Below are 15,230 nucleotides of genomic sequence, written 5' to 3'. Positions count from 1 at the left end.
CGCAGCCGCCCTTTACCCCAGCCTTGTGCTGGTGGGGCTTTATCTGACCTACATCATCGTCCGGTCGATCATCCAGCCGAGCTTTGCCCCCAAACCCACCAAGGAAGAAGTCCCCGACATGCCCTGGGGCAAACTGCTGTGGATGCTGCTCACATCGCTGTTCCCGCTGGCCTTCCTGATCCTGGCGGTGCTTGGCTCGATCCTGTTCGGGCTTGCCACACCAACCGAAGCCGCATCGATCGGCGCGCTAGGTGGTCTGATCCTTGCCGTCGCCTACCGCGCGATGACCTATGACCGGCTGCGCGAAAGCGTCTATCTGACCGTGCGCACCACGGCGATGGTCTGTTGGTTGTTCGTGGGCTCCTACACCTTTTCATCGGTGTTTTCCTATCTGGGCGGCGAACACCTGATTTCCGAATTTGTGATGAGCTTTGATCTAACCCCGTTCCAGTTCCTGATCATGGCGCAGCTGATCATCTTCCTGCTGGGTTGGCCGCTGGAATGGTCAGAGATCATCATCATCTTCGTGCCGATCTTCCTGCCGCTGCTGCCGCTGTTCGGGATCGACCCGCTGTTTTTCGGCATATTGGTGGCGCTGAACCTGCAGACGTCTTTCCTGACGCCGCCGATGGCGATGTCGGCCTATTATCTCAAGGGGATCGCGCCGCCGCAGGTGCAGCTGACACATATCTTCAAGGGTGTGTTGCCCTATCTGGGCATGGTCTTTATCGCCATGGCGCTGATGTACCAGTTCCCGCAGATCGTGTTTGCCCTGCCGGAGGCGATCTATGGCCGATAATGCGCCCATCCCCAAACAGCGCCGCCCGGACCAGATCATCGCGCTGGATGCGCTGACCCTGCGGGATCGGATGGCGTCGGGCATCCTACGACCCACCGATGTCGCCGCTGCCTTCGCCTCGCAGATCAAGGCGCGCGAGCCGGATGTGCAGGCCTTTGCCGCCTTTGACGACGGGCATGTCATGGCGCAGGCGCAGCATCTGGACGATATGCGCAAGGCGGGCCTGCCCACAGGGCCGCTGTTCGGGATGCCGGTGGCGTTGAAAGACATCATCGACACCAAAGGTATCCCCACCGAAAACGGCACCAGCATCGACGCAGGCCGCGTGCCATCCGCCGACGCGACCATCGTGCGCAAGCTCAAGGCGGCGGGTGCGGTGATCATGGGCAAGACCGTGACAACGGAACTGGCGTTTCTGACCCCCGGCAAAACCCGCAATCCGGTCAATCCTGCGCATACGCCGGGCGGATCATCTCAGGGATCGGCGGCGGCTGTCGGCGCGGGAATGGTGCCGCTGGCGGTGGGCACGCAAACCGGGGGGTCGGTGATCCGGCCCGCCGCCTATTGCGGGACGGTGGGGTATAAACCGACCTTTGGCGCGATATCGCGTGCGGGCGTGCTGATGCAATCGCCGACGCTGGATACCATGGGCCTGTTTGCGATGTCCGTAGAAGGTGTCGCCATGCTGGGTGACGCATTGTTTGGCGACGATCCCGCCGATCCTGCGACCACGCCATCCGCACCCCCGGCCCTGCTGGCAACCGCAATGTCGGATGTGCCGGTGCGGCCGGCCCTTGCCATCGTGTCGAAGATGCCCGGCAACGTCGCGGCCTCTGAGGATATGGCGTTGGCAATGGATGAACTGGCTGGAATCCTTGGCGATGAATGCTTTCCGCTGATCCTGCCGCCCATGTTCGACGACGCGGCGGATATCCGCGAGCGGATCAACTTTGCCGAAATGGCCAAATGCTATTACGCCTATGAACGGCGGGGGCGGGATCAATTGTCGGACGTGACGCTGGACGCCATCGACAAGGGCAAGGCCATTCTGGCGCGCGATTATATCGCAGCACTGGACTGGCCCAAACTGCTGAACACCGCGCTCGATGAAATATTCGACCGGTGCGACGCGATCATCTGTCCCGCGACCCCGACCTCTGCGCCCGGCGGTCTGTCATCGACCGGCAGTGCGATCTATAATGGGCTATGGACGCTTTGCGGTGTGCCGGTGGTGACATTGCCCCTGTTCGAGGATTCGGCCGGCATGCCCATGGGCCTGCAGATCGTAGGCAAACGTGGCAATGACGCCAGATTGCTGCGCACGGCGCGGTGGTTGATGAATGAAATCAAAGTCACAAGCGGGGAAATGACCGATGCTTGACCGCCTTCTCGCCCTATTTGCCTTCGTCATGCTTTGCCTCTTTGTGGGCGTGCTGGTCTTCAAGCTGAAACGGCTGGATATCTTGATCGTCGCAGCGATCACGCTTTTGCTGGCGGGGTGGGATATGTTGGGCCGCAAGAAAAGCTGAGACGTCAAAGATAAGCGTCCCAGCTAACCATCCCCAGTCTTACATCATCCCGGCATAGCGCGGCAGCCACAGCACCAGATCCGGCGAAAAGGTCAGGACCATCAGCAAGGCGATCAGCAGCGCGAGGAATATCCATATCTCGCGGATCATCTCGCCCACCGGAATGCCGGTCAGGGCCTTGATAATAAACAGCAATATCCCATATGGCGGCGTGATCAGCCCGATCATCATGTTGAACACCAGCACGATCCCCAGATGCACCAGATCAATGCCCAGGGCCGCGGCGGCAGGCAGGAACAACGGTGTGACCACCAACATGATCGTGGACACATCCAGAAAGCAGCCCAGCACCAGATACAGCAGGTTGAGCAGCAGCAGGAATTTGATCACGGTCAGGTCCATGCTCTGGAACAGGGCAAAGACATCCTGCGGCAGCCGTTCGACGGTGATGATGTAGTTGAAGATGAACGCACCACACAGCACGATGGTGACCACCGCCGTGGTGCGCATCGTGGCTTTCACGACTTCCCAGAAATCCCACAAGCCCAGCACACGATAGGCAAAGGACGCCAGCAGGATCGCATAGAAGGCGGACACTGCCGCGGCTTCTGTCGGGGTGAAGACGCCGGAATAGATGCCGCCCAGCAGGATCACCGGCATCAAAAGCGCGGGAAATGCCCGCAGGAACACGATGGGTAACATCAGCAACGGCACCGATGCCTCGACCGGGAAACCGCGCAGCTTTGCCATGATGAAGACCGCCACACCCAGCGTGACGCAGATCATCAGCGCCGGGATCACGCCACCCAGAAACAGCGCCCCCACCGATGTGGACGAAATCAGCGCATAGAATACCATCGGGATGGACGGCGGAAAGATCGGGCCAACGACCGACGATGTTGCCGTGATCGCGCCCGCAAATCCGCGCGGATAACGCCCGTCCTGCGTCATCATGCCGGTGATGACCTTGCCCACACCCGCCACGTCCGAAATCGCAGACCCGGACATGCCCGAGAATATCAACGACGTCAGAATATTCACCTGCGCCAGACCACCCGGCACCCGGCCGACCAATGCCAGCGCAAAGGATAAGAGCCGGTCAGATACCTTGCCCGCGTTCATGATATTGCCGGCGAAGATGAACAGCGGCACGGCAAGGGCCACGAAATTGCCGAACACACCGTTCAGCACATTTTCTGCCGCCAGCCCGACATCCCGGCCTGCCATGACCAGATAGAAAATGCTCGACACGATCATGGCGATCCCCAGGGGCACGCCCGTGATCGTCGTGACCACCAAAATCGCAATCATGATGATCAGCGCATAATCCGCGAAAAATTCCATCAATTCAGGTATCCTGTCAAATTTCTGCGCGCCAGTCGGGCCCGACCAGAAGGAATAGCCGCGCTGCCGCTTTCAGGGCAAAGCCCACGACGAAGAGAAGATAGCATCCATAGATCCAGTGCATCGGCCAGCGCATGACCGGGCTTCTGCGGCGCTGCAGGAAATCAAGGTATTCGAGCGTATAGGGAATGAGGATGCCGAAGGCTGCGATCACCATCACCATGGAAAAGATCGCAAACACCCGCCTTACGCGCGGCGACACGACATCATAGACCACATCAAACGACACATGCTCGCGGATCGGCACCACAAAGGCCGCGACCCAGAACACCGTCCAGATGAACGCGATCATTGTGAATTCTTCGGTCCAGCGCAGCGGTTCACCGATCACATAGCGAAAAAAGATCTGAACGATGAAGCCACCGAAGGCCGTGATGAACAGCAGCCCACCGACGGCATTGGCGACCTGCGAAAGCAGGTCACCAATGCGTCTGTAGGACGATCTGACTTGCCCGGTCACGCCCCGCCCCTTTATTCGGCGAGCGCGTTGATCGCGTCGACCCAGCCTTCGGGCCAGTCAGCCGAGCGGGGGGAGTCTGCATAAAAACCTTGCACATGGCTGCGGAAGGCCTCCAGATCGGGTTCAGTGACCTCCAGCCCTTCGCTTTCGAAGAACGCGACAAGGCGGGCTTCTTCAGCCAGACGTTCTTCGTTGTTCCAGTCGCAGGCTTCAATCGCGGCATCGCGCAATGCCGTCTGCTCATCTGCGTCAAGCAGATCCCATGTCTGGTTGTTGACGACGATATTGACGCCATCGACCAGATGATTGGTCATGACGATCTGCTGCGTCACCTCATAGAATTTGGCGGCTTCGACGGTGGGCAGCGGATTGTCCTGCGCATCGATTGTGCCTGTCTGCAGCGCCAGGTACACCTCGCCGAATGGCAGGGGTGTTGGCGATGCGCCCAGCGCCTCGCCCAGGAACAGCCATGCATCCGACCCCGGCATCCGCAGCTTGACGCCCCGCAGATCGGCAGGGGTCTGTACATCAAGGACCCGGCGCAGGTTCAACTGACGCGTCCCCAGATAGCAGGTGTCAAGAACCTGCACATCCATCTCGTCCGACACTGTCTGCACGAACTCTGCGCCGATGTCGGACGCCAGAAACGCGCGGTAATGCTCAGGGTTCTGGAACAGATACCCGGCGGTCAGCAGGTTATACGCCGGAATACTGTCCGAAATCAGTTGAAACGACAGATAGGTGACTTCGGCATTGCCGCGCTGCAATGCATCCAGATCGGCACCCTGCCCGAACAATGATCCCGAATCATAAAGCTGCACGTCGAACCGGTCAGGCACGGCAGCATTCAGCGCGTCGGAAAACACCTGCATCGCGCGGGTGTGAATATCCGATGGCACCGAAGCGGTGGTGAATTTCAGCTCGATTGTATCCTGCGCGAACGCAGCCCCGCCCATCAGCGTGGTGGCCAGCAGCGTGGCGATAAGTTTGTTACGCATGTCGGTTTCTCCTCCCGGTCGTGCATTAATTGCAGTGGCCACGTGCTGTGGCGGTTTGCAAAAGTCACTTTACGAGCGGGCCGCACTTATGTAAAGACTGATTGTATCAGTTCTACACTCAAATATAGCACAAGATGCATCCAAGGGGAAATCAATGCGACATAACAATGGATTGACTGGCGTTGTCGGCGCGGCAATCACACCGGTCACCCCTGATTTCACCCCTGATGTGGACCGCCTGTTCGCGCATTGTACGCATATGTTGGACCAGGGCTGCGCCTATACATCGGTATTCGGCACAACGGGTGAAGGTGCATCTTTTTCCGCCCGTCAGAAGATCGACGCGCTGCGGCAACTGGCAGCATTGGGGCTGGACATGTCCCACCAGATCCCCGGCATCATGGAAAGCAGTATTGACGCTGCGGCAGAACAATACCGCGCGGCAGCCGACCTTGGTGTGCGTGCGGCGCTGATCATCCCTCCTTTCTATTACACGCCTTCGGATGCAGATGCGGTGGCCGATTTCTACGCCGCCATCGTCGCGCGCGCCGGGTCGCCCGATCTGGACATCGTGCTATATAACTTCCCCGCCTTCAGCGGCGTCACCTTTACCCCCGATCTGGTGCGCCGCGTCGTCGCACGGCTGGGAACACGGGTGATCGGCATCAAGGATTCCACCGGCGATCTGGACGCCGGGCTGGCGCTGATCGCGGCCTTCCCTGATCTTGCGATCTTTACCGGTGATGACCGTCTGGTAACGCGCATGGTTGCGGCGGGCGGCGCAGGCATGATCGGCGGCATGGTCAATCTGTTCCCGGCGGAATGCGTCGCGCTTTTCAATGGGCAGGCATCACAAGACGCACAGGATCTGGCGAAATCGCGGATTGTGACCGTGAATGACACGGGTGGGTTGCCCGCCATCAAGGCAGTGCTGGGCCTGCGTCACGATGACCCGGCCTATAGCCGCTGTTGCCCTCCGCTCCGGGGGTTGACGCCAGAGGCAAGCGCCAGTGTTCTGCGCAAACTGGGATTGGAAAAGGAACTGGCCGCTTCGTAAGACAGGTAGCATGGGCCGCTAGCCCATGAGGGAGGTAACAATGGTCACCAAATCGAACACGATCACGCCGCGCCGCACCGATGGCGGCGTGACCAAGGCCGCCTATGAAACCTTTCAGGCGGCCTTGCTGGATGGGCGGTTGCGCCCCGGCCAGTTAGTCAGCCAGCGCGATCTGGTGGATATGTTGCATCTGTCCGTGGGGGCCCTGCGCGAACTGTTGCCACGGCTGAAGGCCGAAGGTCTGGTGCTGGTCTATCCGCAGCGCGGCATTCAGGTGCCAGCCATCGATCTGCCCATGATCCGCGAAGCCTTCCAGATGCGCGCCGCCCTTGAACGCGAAGCCGTGCTGCACGCTGTCAAATCAATGCCCGCCGCCCAACTGATCGCGCAACGCAAACTGCATGAAGACGTGCTGGCGCAAGTCACCCCTTCTGCCGACGATGCGCTGTTTGCACGCGGGCAAGAGGTGGACAGCGGGTTTCATGCCGCCCTGATGGCGGCAACAACGAATTCCCTGCTGCTCAATGCGCATCATATCAACAGCATCCGTATCCGCTTGATCAAACTGGACCGTATCAGCCTTGGCCCCAACACGCTGCCCAGCGCGTTCAATGACCATCTGGCCGTGATCGACGCCATCCTGTCGCGCGATCCCATCGCGGCGACGCAGGCGATGGACCGCCATATCGCCAATGCGCGCGACAGGGCGATGGAGCTTTAGATGACCAGCGACAACGATGTGCCCCGCGTCCATCGGCTGCGCTGCGACAACCTGCGCCAGCCGGACGGATTGCACAGCGCCCGCCCTGAATTTGGCTGGGCCGTGGCAGGGGATCCCCCCCATATCACCGCATGGCGCATCATCGCCGACGTCAGCGCGGATCACATCGCCCAAGGGCGCGGCGATCTGTGGGACAGCGGCAGGGTTGACGCACCCGGCGTGTTCAATACGGCATGGGATGGGCCCACCCTGCCAAATGATGCGCGCATTTACTACAGCGTGCAGGTCTGGGACCATCTCGACCGCGCAACGCCATTTGCCCCGGCTGCATCCTTCTTTACCGGGCTGACGGCGCAGGATTGGCGCGGCGACTGGATCGCACGCTATTTCGTGCTGCCCGAAGGACGGGACGTGCCGCAGGATACGCGCTATGACAATCGCTTTCAGGCGCGCCCTGCCGATTATCTGCGCCGCTGCTTTGACGTGGCAGGCAAGCCGGTCCGCGCCTTTGTCTATGTCTCGGCGCTGGGGCTGTATGAACTGTATCTGAACGGCCAGCGCATCGGCGATCATGTCATGGCACCGGGCTGGACCGATTACCATATCCGCACCCCTTATCAGAGCTTTGATGTCACAGAGCTTCTGACTGAAGGCCCGAACGTGATGGGCGCGATACTGGGCGAAGGCTGGTACAGCGGCCGCATCGGCCATAACCAGCGCCGCGCCGGAAACCATTACGGCGGCCGTCCGGCGCTGATGCTGCAACTGCATGTACAATATGCAGACGGCGAAACATTATGCATCACATCCGACGACCAATGGCAGACCCGGCAAGGTCCGGTCTGCTATTCCGATTTTCTGGCAGGTGAAATGTACGATGCGCGCCTTGAAATGCCGGGCTGGAACACGGCCCAATATCACCCCGAAAACTGGCAACCCGTCGAGGTGATCAGCCCCGAACCAAGCGCCCCAATGCTGGAACCGTCCCGCACAGAACCCGCCCGCGCGGTGGCCACCCTGCCCGTGCAACAGCAAAGCACAGCGCCCGATGGCAGTCTGATCTTTGACTTCGGTCAAAACCTTGCAGGTTACGTCCACATGCAGGTGCGCGCCCCGCGCGGCACCGAAATCCGTCTGCGGCACGCCGAAAGGCTGGATGCCGATGGCGCGCTTTATACCGCCAACCTGCGCTATGCCGTGTCCGAGGATATCTACATCTGCCATGGCGACGGCGTCGAAGACTTCACACCACGTTTCACCTTTCACGGGTTTCAATATGTGGGCCTGTCCGCCTCTGCGCCCTTGCCGGACCTGTCGCTGAGCGCCGTGGCCATTCAGACGGACCTGCCCGTCACCGGCCAGATCAGCACCGGCAACCCGATGCTCAATCAACTGATATCGAACATATTCTGGAGCCAGCGGGGAAATTTCCTGTCCGTGCCCACCGATTGCCCGCAACGCGACGAACGCTATGGCTGGAGCGCAGATGCGCAGGTTTTCTGGCGCACGGCGGGCTATTTCATGGATGTGTCGTCCTTTCTGTCGAAATGGATGCAAGACCTGATCGACGGGCAATCACCGGACGGCGTGTTCCCCGATGTCGCCCCCACAAAGCCGCTGAACCCCTACCGGCTGACACCGCAACCCGGCGCACCTGCATGGGGTGATGCGCCCATCATCATGGCCTGGGATCATTACACCCGCTACGCGGATACCGCCCTGTTGCAACGCTGCTGGCAGCCGTTCTGCGACTGGATGAACTGGATTGAACGACAAAACCCCAACGGGCTGCGACTGGAAGGGGTGAACAACAACTACGGCGACTGGCTGTCTGTCGGTCCCGGCACGCATCGGCCATTGATCAACACCGCCTATTGGATACGCCTTGCCGATCTGATGGGCCGGATCGCGACGGTCATCGGCCAACCCGCAGTGCGCTGGACCGCGCTGGCCGCACGCCTGCGCGACACCTTTGTCGCCAGTTTCTGGACCAAGGAAGGCACACTGACCGGCGATACCCAGACCGCCTATTTGCTCGCCCTCGGCTTTGACCTGCTGCCGCCCCCATTGCGCCCACAGGCAGCGACACGGCTTGGCGCATTGATCGACGCGGCAGACGGCCATCTGCAGACCGGGTTTCTGGGTGTGCGCCATCTGGCCCCCGTGGTCTGTGACTGGCTGTCGCCCACACGCGCCGTCGATCTGCTGCTGAAAGAAACCTACCCGTCATGGGGGTTTTCCATCGCCCATGGGGCCACCACGATCTGGGAACGCTGGGACGGCTGGACACCGGGTGGCGGGTTTCAGTCCACGGCGATGAATTCATTCAACCACTACGCCTATGGCGCCGTCGGGGAATGGATATGGGCGCGGCTGGCCGGGATCGACACCGACCCCGCAGGGCCGGGGTATCGCAGGCTGCAGATGCGCCCTGTCTTAGACGCCCGCATCGGCCATGTCACCGCCCATTATGACGCACCGCACGGACGCATTCACAGCGCATGGGTCATGCAGGGCGACCGCGTGGCATGGCAGATCACCCTGCCCACCGACACCTGCGCCGAGGTGGCGCTGCCCCCCGGCTGGTCCGCCCCGCAGGGCACAGAATTCAACCTGACCGCCGGGACGCATGACCTGCACCTGGCCCGGTCCGAAAAAGGAGCATGACATGACCTGTTATCTGGGGATCGACGTTGGTACCGGCAGCGCGCGCGCCGGTGTTTTCGATGCATCGGGCCGCTTGCTGGGCACAGCGGCGCAGCCCATCACCACCTACCGCCCCCAAACCGGCTTTGCCCAGCAAAGTTCGGCCCAGATCTGGGCGGCGGTGACGGATTCTGTGCGCGAGGCCCTCGCCAGCGCGGGCGTCGATGCCGACGCCATCGGGGGGATCGGCTTTGACGCGACCTGTTCACTGGTGGTCAGCACCGCGCAGGGTGATCCTGTCTCGGTCGATCCGGGCGATGCGCCGGATCAGGATGTCATTTTATGGATGGATCACCGCGCGCTGGGGGATGCCGAGGCGATCAACGCCATCGGCGGCGCACCGCTGCAATATGTCGGCGGTAAAATCTCGCCCGAGATGGAATTGCCCAAACTGCGCTGGCTGAAACGCGAAAAGCCGGACGCCTGGGCGCAGGCCGGTGCGTTCTTCGACCTGCCCGACTGGCTGGTGCATCGCGCCACGGGCAATGACACGCGGTCATTGTGTTCCATGGTCTGCAAATGGACCTATCTTGGCCACAAGGGGCTGAATGGCGAAGGCTGGGACGATGATTTCCTGACCGCCATCGGGCTGGACGACCTGACACAGGACAACCACAGCCGCATCGGCACCCGCCTTGCCGCGCCGGGCCAGCAGTGCGGCGGGCTGACAGATACGGCAGCGCAGGAACTGGGCCTGCGCCCCGGCACGCCCGTCGCGGCCAGCCTGATCGACGCGCATGCCGGTGCGCTCGGCACGCTTGGCGTCGGGCTGGCACCGGGTGCATCCATTGACGGGCGGCTGGCGGTGATCGCGGGCACATCGACCTGCCATATCGCGCTGACCAGCGATCCTGTCTTTGTGCCCGGTATCTGGGGGCCATATTTCGGCGTGGTGACAGATGATCTTTGGGCGCTGGAAGGTGGGCAATCCGCCGCCGGTGCGCTTCTGGATCATGTGATCGCGCGGCACGCCGCCGCCCTGCCATTGGCCGCGCTGGCGCAGGCGCAGGGCTGCCGCATCACTGATCTGATCGAGGCGCATCTTGCGCAAATGGGTGATGAAACCGCCACCATGACGCACGACCGGCATGTCCAGCCTGATTTCCACGGCAACCGGTCACCGCGCGCGGAACCGTGGCGCAAGGGCGGCACCGCCGGACTGACGCTGGACAGCGGCATGGACGATCTGGCCCTGGATTATCTGGCTACATTGCAGGCGCTGGCCTATGGCACCCGGCACATTCTGCAGGCGATGCGCGATCAGGGCGTGGTGATCGACACGCTGGTCGTCAGCGGCGGGCTGGCGCGTAATGCGCTGTACCTGCGCGAACATGCCGATGCGACGGGCTGCAATGTCGTCGTGCCCGATCAGGGCGAACCTGTGCTGCTAGGCTGCGCCATGCTGGGTGCCGTGGCCGCAGGCACACAAACTGACCTGCCCGCGGCAATGGCGCACATGTCGGGCGCAGGCGCGGTGATCGCACCGCGCGGCGGTGCCATCGCCGCCTATCACGACCGCAAATACAGCGTCATGCAGCGCATGCAGGACGATTACGCCGCCTATGTGGCGATCATGAAAGGGACCGACCAATGACCACCATCCATCTTGTCGCCAGCGGCGATCTGCGCGAAAGCGCCAACCTGCAATGCTGGCCCGCGCAAAAGGCCATGGAAGACAAACTGATCAGCGTCTTCGCCGAAATGGGCCATGATCTGGTGCGCGCGCATCCGGTCAAACCGCAAGGGCACGGCTTTATTGCGTCACAGCGCGAAGGCATGGATATCTTTGCCAGCATCGACCCCGACGCGCCCCTGGTCGTCGCCGAGGCGGTCTGGCAATATTCTCATCACGTCCTGCCCGGCCTGACCACCCATCGTGGCCCGATCCTGACGGTGGCAAACTGGTCAGGGCAATGGCCCGGACTGGTGGGAATGCTGAACCTGAACGGGTCTTTGACCAAGGCCGGGGTGACATATGCAACACTGTGGTCCGAAACATGCGACGACGGGTTTTTCCGCGATGGTCTGGCACAATGGCTCCGCGAGGGGACAATCACCCATGACGCAAGCCACGTCACCGCTTTCGACACAGCGGTCCCGCCAGAGGATGACGCAATCATCACCGCCATCAAACACGATCTGCAGACCCGCAAGACCATTCTGGGTGTCTTCGACGAAGGCTGCATGGGCATGTATAACGCCATCATCCCCGATGAATTGCTGATGCCGATGGGCGTGTTCAAGGAACGGCTGTCACAATCCGCCCTGTATCACGCGACCAAAGCGGTGCCAGAGGATGAGGCGCGCGCAATCTACGGCTGGCTCTGCGCGCGCGGTCTGACGTTTCACCTTGGCGACGATCACGCCACGGACCTGACCGAGGCACAGGTGCTGGATCAGTGCCGCATGTATATCGCTGCCGTGCGTCTGGCCGATGAATTCGGCTGCGAAGCGATTGGCATCCAGTATCAGCAGGGGCTGAAGGACCTTCTGCCCGCCTCTGATCTGGTCGAAGGCATGCTGAACAACGACGACCGCCCCGATGTCACAGGTGCCGACGGTCGCATCATCCGCAAAGGGCAAGCCATCGTGCATTTCAACGAGGTCGATGAATGCGCCGCATTGGACGGCATCCTGACCAACCGCCTGCACCGCGCCTTGGGGGAACCGGTGGAAAACACACTGCACGATCTGCGCTGGGGCGGCGTGCCGGAAGGGCGCGAGGATTTTGTCTGGCTTTTCGAAATCTCGGGCGCGGTGCCGCCTGCGCATAACGCAGGTGGCTGGGCCGGGTCCGAAAGCCTGCGGCAGCCTGCGATGTTCTTCCCCGCAGGTGGCGGCAGCCTGAAAGGCATCGCCAAACCCGGCGAAATTATCTGGAGCAGGATCTATCTGCAGGACGGCGCGCTGCATATGGACATCGGGCGCGGGCAGGCCGTTGCATTGTCCGACGACGAAGTCGCCCGCAGGTCCGCTGACACGACGCCGGAATGGCCGATCATGAATGCCGTTCTGACGGGCGTGACCCGCGATCAGATGATGGCACGCCACAAGGCCAACCATATCCAGATCGTCTATGCGACATCCCCCAAGGCTGCAGACCGCGCGATGACCGCCAAGGCGGCGCTGGCAAAGTCGCTCGGGATCGCCGTCTGGCGATGCGGGGTCTGAGGGCCAGGGGGCAGGCCAATGCGGCGTCTCAGCCGTGCTGCTCAGACGTAAAGCCGGAACCGGCAACGCGCATTTGGGGCAGCAGATAGAGGGTCTGCTGCCCCAGCCACATTTTTGCCAGATTTCTGTTGCCATTATTTTAACAATCGACAGGAGTAATGGCGGGATGTCATGAAAAGCTGGAAGATGATCATCTTGGGTGTCGTCGCGGTGACAATTGTCGCCGCAGGGAAGACAGCGATCGGTGTCTGGTATTTCACGAATGGTGGGCAGGTCGGCATCAGCGTTGCGATTTTTCTGTTCGCCTTGCTCTGGCTTTTGACCGCAATCGTCGCCGCAGGCGGATTTTACCTTCTCCAACGCTTTACCAGGAATAACCGTCGCGCGGAAATCCGTACGCTAATCGATGACGAACCGGGTAAGGAATGCCTGATCGAAGCGCATGCAAAACACTGGTGCCTGACCTGTGCTGAAACCGACATCGCCGTATTGGTCGTCAAGGGTTTCTCGAATCTGGAGATCGCAAAAATGCGTGGAACAGCACTTCAGACCGTGAAAACCCAGCTCAGCTCTATTTACCACAAATCGGGACTGGGCGGCCGTTACCAATTGATCGCCTATATCACCGACGAAGTCTGCGAGATGTCAAAAGCGAGCGTCAAGCACCCGCAGCCCGCTCCAATCGCGCGCGTTGCGTCAGACGACAATGTTACGTGGCTTCGCTGACCGGTAAAGCCGCAGTGTCTGAGGTTGGCAAACTTTATGCTGCGTGAAACCGTAATAGATTTCCCGGACTTCGCCCATGATCATGCGTAAGCAGATTCCGGAATCGCAGTCACCACATCCTCGATCACGCAGACGACCAGCTGCAGCCGGCTTGTCAGATTGGCTTTGCGAAAGATCGATGTGACATGCGTCTTGATCGTCGATTCAGTCGTCCCGCGAAGTCTGGCAATTTCGACATTGCTGAAGCCCTTTATCACCAGCAAGGCGACGATCTTTTCCGTCGGGGTCAGGCGCCATTCATCGAACTGTTTTTCGATATGGTCCTGGAACTGGCCAGCGGCGGCATTCAACTGCGTATTGACCCGGTGAACATGTTGCGATGCCCGCGATAACAGGATCACACTGCTGATCACCCCGAACAACAGCCCGAAGCTGGACAGGATTTCCAAAAGCTCCTGAATCTCCCAAGGAACAATAGTGATCTGCCAAAGAAACAGTTCGGACAGGATTTTCAAAGTGAAGAAAGTCGCACTGGCAATCTGCACGGCAAGAACGACCACAATAAGAAGTATTGCAGGCCATCGCATTTCACGAAAAGACACTATATTTATCTCCTGTCCCGCATGCTCTGGCAGTTGACCGGCACGTGAAAATGCACAGCGTTACCGCGGCAACACCTTCAGCCTGCCTTCATCGCTTTCGAGTATCTGATCAAGGGGTACCGCGGTATCCCCTTCTCGGTTGGTCTCAAACTCTTCAATGATTACGTCGCGCAACACTTGGCCAGACGCACGGCTAACAACGATCTCTCGCAAGTGGTACTGGTTTCGCGCCCTAATAAGGGCACGGTTCAAGACAGTCTGGCGAACCGTTTCGATAGTATAACCGTCGCGGTCCAATGCCAATACGATCTTTCGGTATCTTTCCTGCGGCCCGGGAGTGACCGAGAGCGTTTCAAGGTCCGAAAGCGGAATCAAGTTGTTGTGAGCATCTGCAGATACCCAGGCAACCTGAAGTAAAGACAGCAGGCTGCCGATAATCAGTACATTCAGCAATCTACGTGGACGGACCCGATCCTGGACATCTGCATTCATCGAATTGCCAATCCTGACCTCATCTACTACTGACAGAACACTCTTTTCACGCGATGTGCATGCCTCTCTTTATTACCGATAGCCCGGCAAATCGCCAGCGACAATCGCGTCCGGCGAGCATGCCGCGACCGGCCAGCCCCGCCATCCGCATCAGGCGCTGATCCGCCGGAAAGTGGCTCGGCAAAGCACCAGACAGGTAAACCGGGCCGCAGACACATCCGCCAGACGAATCAACGATGATCGAAATTCCGATCAGGCAATGCCCTGAAAACTGGTTTGACCTTTCTGCGCAATTTGATATCAGCCGAAAGACCGAGGCGACCTGCACAAAACCCGATGACGAGATGCGTTGACATCGATTTTAAGGGCCTTTGCACTTCGCCGATAAAAACATACAGCGCTGCCGGCCTATCTAAAGAATATCCAAGAAAGAAGCCCGACGCAGGAATTGTATACAATTCGGCAATTCCAGTCAGTTATACTGACGTTTCGCCCCTATGAATTCCTACGTCCCGGCTATCAGACGTTAGTATGATTTCCCTCCTCTTTGGTATTATCCCATTGC

General features: G+C 60.1%; 14 protein-coding genes. 9 read left to right on the top strand and 5 right to left on the bottom strand.

Annotated elements, in window-relative coordinates; translation table 11 throughout:
* From ACK4TM_RS13770 to ACK4TM_RS13760, 3 genes are all read left to right on the top strand, one after another.
* Window positions 1-799: TRAP transporter large permease subunit (locus ACK4TM_RS13770; RefSeq protein ID WP_409702221.1), on the top strand; the 799-nt coding region annotated here is incomplete at its 5' end.
* Complete coding sequence (locus ACK4TM_RS13765) at window positions 789-2,180, top strand: amidase (RefSeq protein ID WP_409702220.1); 1,392 nt, start codon at window positions 789-791, stop codon at window positions 2,178-2,180. The genes ACK4TM_RS13770 and ACK4TM_RS13765, both read left to right, overlap by 11 nt.
* On the top strand, window positions 2,173-2,328 hold the full coding sequence (locus ACK4TM_RS13760) for a hypothetical protein (protein WP_409702218.1): 156 nt from the start codon (window positions 2,173-2,175) through the stop codon (window positions 2,326-2,328). The genes ACK4TM_RS13765 and ACK4TM_RS13760 overlap by 8 nt, the downstream gene beginning before the upstream one ends.
* Window positions 2,329-2,367: 39 nt before the next feature.
* Here ACK4TM_RS13760 and ACK4TM_RS13755 read toward each other — a convergent pair whose 3' ends face one another.
* The 3 genes from ACK4TM_RS13755 to ACK4TM_RS13745 are packed head-to-tail and all read right to left on the bottom strand — an operon-like array spanning window position 2,368 to window position 5,190.
* Window positions 2,368-3,672, bottom strand: coding sequence for a TRAP transporter large permease (locus tag ACK4TM_RS13755; RefSeq protein ID WP_409702223.1), 1,305 nt, complete (start codon window positions 3,670-3,672; stop codon window positions 2,368-2,370).
* Window positions 3,673-3,688: 16 nt separating this feature from the next.
* Window positions 3,689-4,192, bottom strand: a complete 504-nt coding sequence (locus ACK4TM_RS13750; RefSeq protein WP_409702216.1) for a TRAP transporter small permease — start codon at window positions 4,190-4,192, stop codon at window positions 3,689-3,691.
* Window positions 4,193-4,203: 11 nt separating this feature from the next.
* Window positions 4,204-5,190, bottom strand: a complete 987-nt coding sequence (locus tag ACK4TM_RS13745) for a sialic acid TRAP transporter substrate-binding protein SiaP (RefSeq protein ID WP_409702214.1) — start codon at window positions 5,188-5,190, stop codon at window positions 4,204-4,206.
* Between the two features lie 154 nt (window positions 5,191-5,344).
* Between ACK4TM_RS13745 and ACK4TM_RS13740 the strand changes: the two genes are divergently transcribed.
* The 6 genes from ACK4TM_RS13740 (at window position 5,345) to ACK4TM_RS13715 (ending at window position 13,571) form a co-directional block, all read left to right on the top strand.
* On the top strand, window positions 5,345-6,247 hold the full coding sequence (locus tag ACK4TM_RS13740) for a dihydrodipicolinate synthase family protein (protein WP_409702212.1): 903 nt from the start codon (window positions 5,345-5,347) through the stop codon (window positions 6,245-6,247).
* Window positions 6,248-6,287: 40 nt separating this feature from the next.
* Window positions 6,288-6,968, top strand: a complete 681-nt coding sequence (locus tag ACK4TM_RS13735) for a GntR family transcriptional regulator (RefSeq protein ID WP_409702210.1) — start codon at window positions 6,288-6,290, stop codon at window positions 6,966-6,968.
* Window positions 6,969-9,635 carry a family 78 glycoside hydrolase catalytic domain gene (locus ACK4TM_RS13730; protein WP_409702208.1) on the top strand — a complete coding sequence of 889 codons (2,667 nt, stop codon included), beginning with the start codon at window positions 6,969-6,971 and terminating at the stop codon, window positions 9,633-9,635.
* Window position 9,636: 1 nt separating this feature from the next.
* The gene (locus ACK4TM_RS13725) at window positions 9,637-11,268 is read left to right on the top strand and encodes an FGGY-family carbohydrate kinase (protein WP_409702206.1); all 1,632 of its coding nucleotides are present in this window, start codon (window positions 9,637-9,639) and stop codon (window positions 11,266-11,268) included.
* Window positions 11,265-12,845 (top strand): fucose isomerase, encoded by a 1,581-nt coding sequence (locus tag ACK4TM_RS13720; protein WP_409702204.1) that lies wholly within the window; start codon window positions 11,265-11,267, stop codon window positions 12,843-12,845. Before ACK4TM_RS13725 ends, ACK4TM_RS13720 begins: the two co-directional genes overlap by 4 nt.
* A gap of 171 nt (window positions 12,846-13,016) precedes the next feature.
* Window positions 13,017-13,571, top strand: a complete 555-nt coding sequence (locus ACK4TM_RS13715) for a hypothetical protein (RefSeq protein WP_409702202.1) — start codon at window positions 13,017-13,019, stop codon at window positions 13,569-13,571.
* Window positions 13,572-13,651: 80 nt separating this feature from the next.
* Here the strand turns inward: ACK4TM_RS13715 and ACK4TM_RS13710 are convergent, their stop codons facing one another.
* Both ACK4TM_RS13710 and ACK4TM_RS13705 read right to left on the bottom strand, forming a co-directional pair.
* Entirely contained in the window at window positions 13,652-14,086 is a 435-nt protein-coding gene (locus ACK4TM_RS13710; protein WP_409702200.1) for a helix-turn-helix transcriptional regulator, read from the bottom strand.
* A 147-nt stretch (window positions 14,087-14,233) separates the two neighbouring features.
* A complete protein-coding gene (locus tag ACK4TM_RS13705) occupies window positions 14,234-14,626 on the bottom strand; it encodes a hypothetical protein (RefSeq protein WP_409702198.1) in 393 nt (130 codons plus the stop codon).
* Between the last annotated feature and the right edge of the window lie 604 nt (window positions 14,627-15,230).

Origin of the sequence: Yoonia sp., from assembly GCF_046292185.1 — a bacterium.
In the GTDB taxonomy this organism is placed as follows: domain Bacteria; phylum Pseudomonadota; class Alphaproteobacteria; order Rhodobacterales; family Rhodobacteraceae; genus Yoonia.
Note: the sequence above shows the minus strand (reverse complement) of the source record. Positions and strands in the feature narration are given on the sequence as shown.

Excerpts from the sequence above, each read along its gene's own strand:
- ACK4TM_RS13765 (WP_409702220.1), top strand. The coding sequence starts at position 789 with ATGGCCGATAATGCGCCCATCCCCAAACAGCGCCGCCCGGACCAGATC.
- ACK4TM_RS13760 (WP_409702218.1), top strand. The coding sequence starts at position 2,173 with ATGCTTGACCGCCTTCTCGCCCTATTTGCCTTCGTCATGCTTTGCCTC.
- ACK4TM_RS13755 (WP_409702223.1), bottom strand. The coding sequence starts at position 3,672 with ATGGAATTTTTCGCGGATTATGCGCTGATCATCATGATTGCGATTTTG.
- ACK4TM_RS13745 (WP_409702214.1), bottom strand. The coding sequence starts at position 5,190 with ATGCGTAACAAACTTATCGCCACGCTGCTGGCCACCACGCTGATGGGC.
- ACK4TM_RS13740 (WP_409702212.1), top strand. The coding sequence starts at position 5,345 with ATGCGACATAACAATGGATTGACTGGCGTTGTCGGCGCGGCAATCACA.
- ACK4TM_RS13735 (WP_409702210.1), top strand. The coding sequence starts at position 6,288 with ATGGTCACCAAATCGAACACGATCACGCCGCGCCGCACCGATGGCGGC.
- ACK4TM_RS13730 (WP_409702208.1), top strand. The coding sequence starts at position 6,969 with ATGACCAGCGACAACGATGTGCCCCGCGTCCATCGGCTGCGCTGCGAC.
- ACK4TM_RS13725 (WP_409702206.1), top strand. The coding sequence starts at position 9,637 with ATGACCTGTTATCTGGGGATCGACGTTGGTACCGGCAGCGCGCGCGCC.
- ACK4TM_RS13720 (WP_409702204.1), top strand. The coding sequence starts at position 11,265 with ATGACCACCATCCATCTTGTCGCCAGCGGCGATCTGCGCGAAAGCGCC.
- ACK4TM_RS13715 (WP_409702202.1), top strand. The coding sequence starts at position 13,017 with ATGAAAAGCTGGAAGATGATCATCTTGGGTGTCGTCGCGGTGACAATT.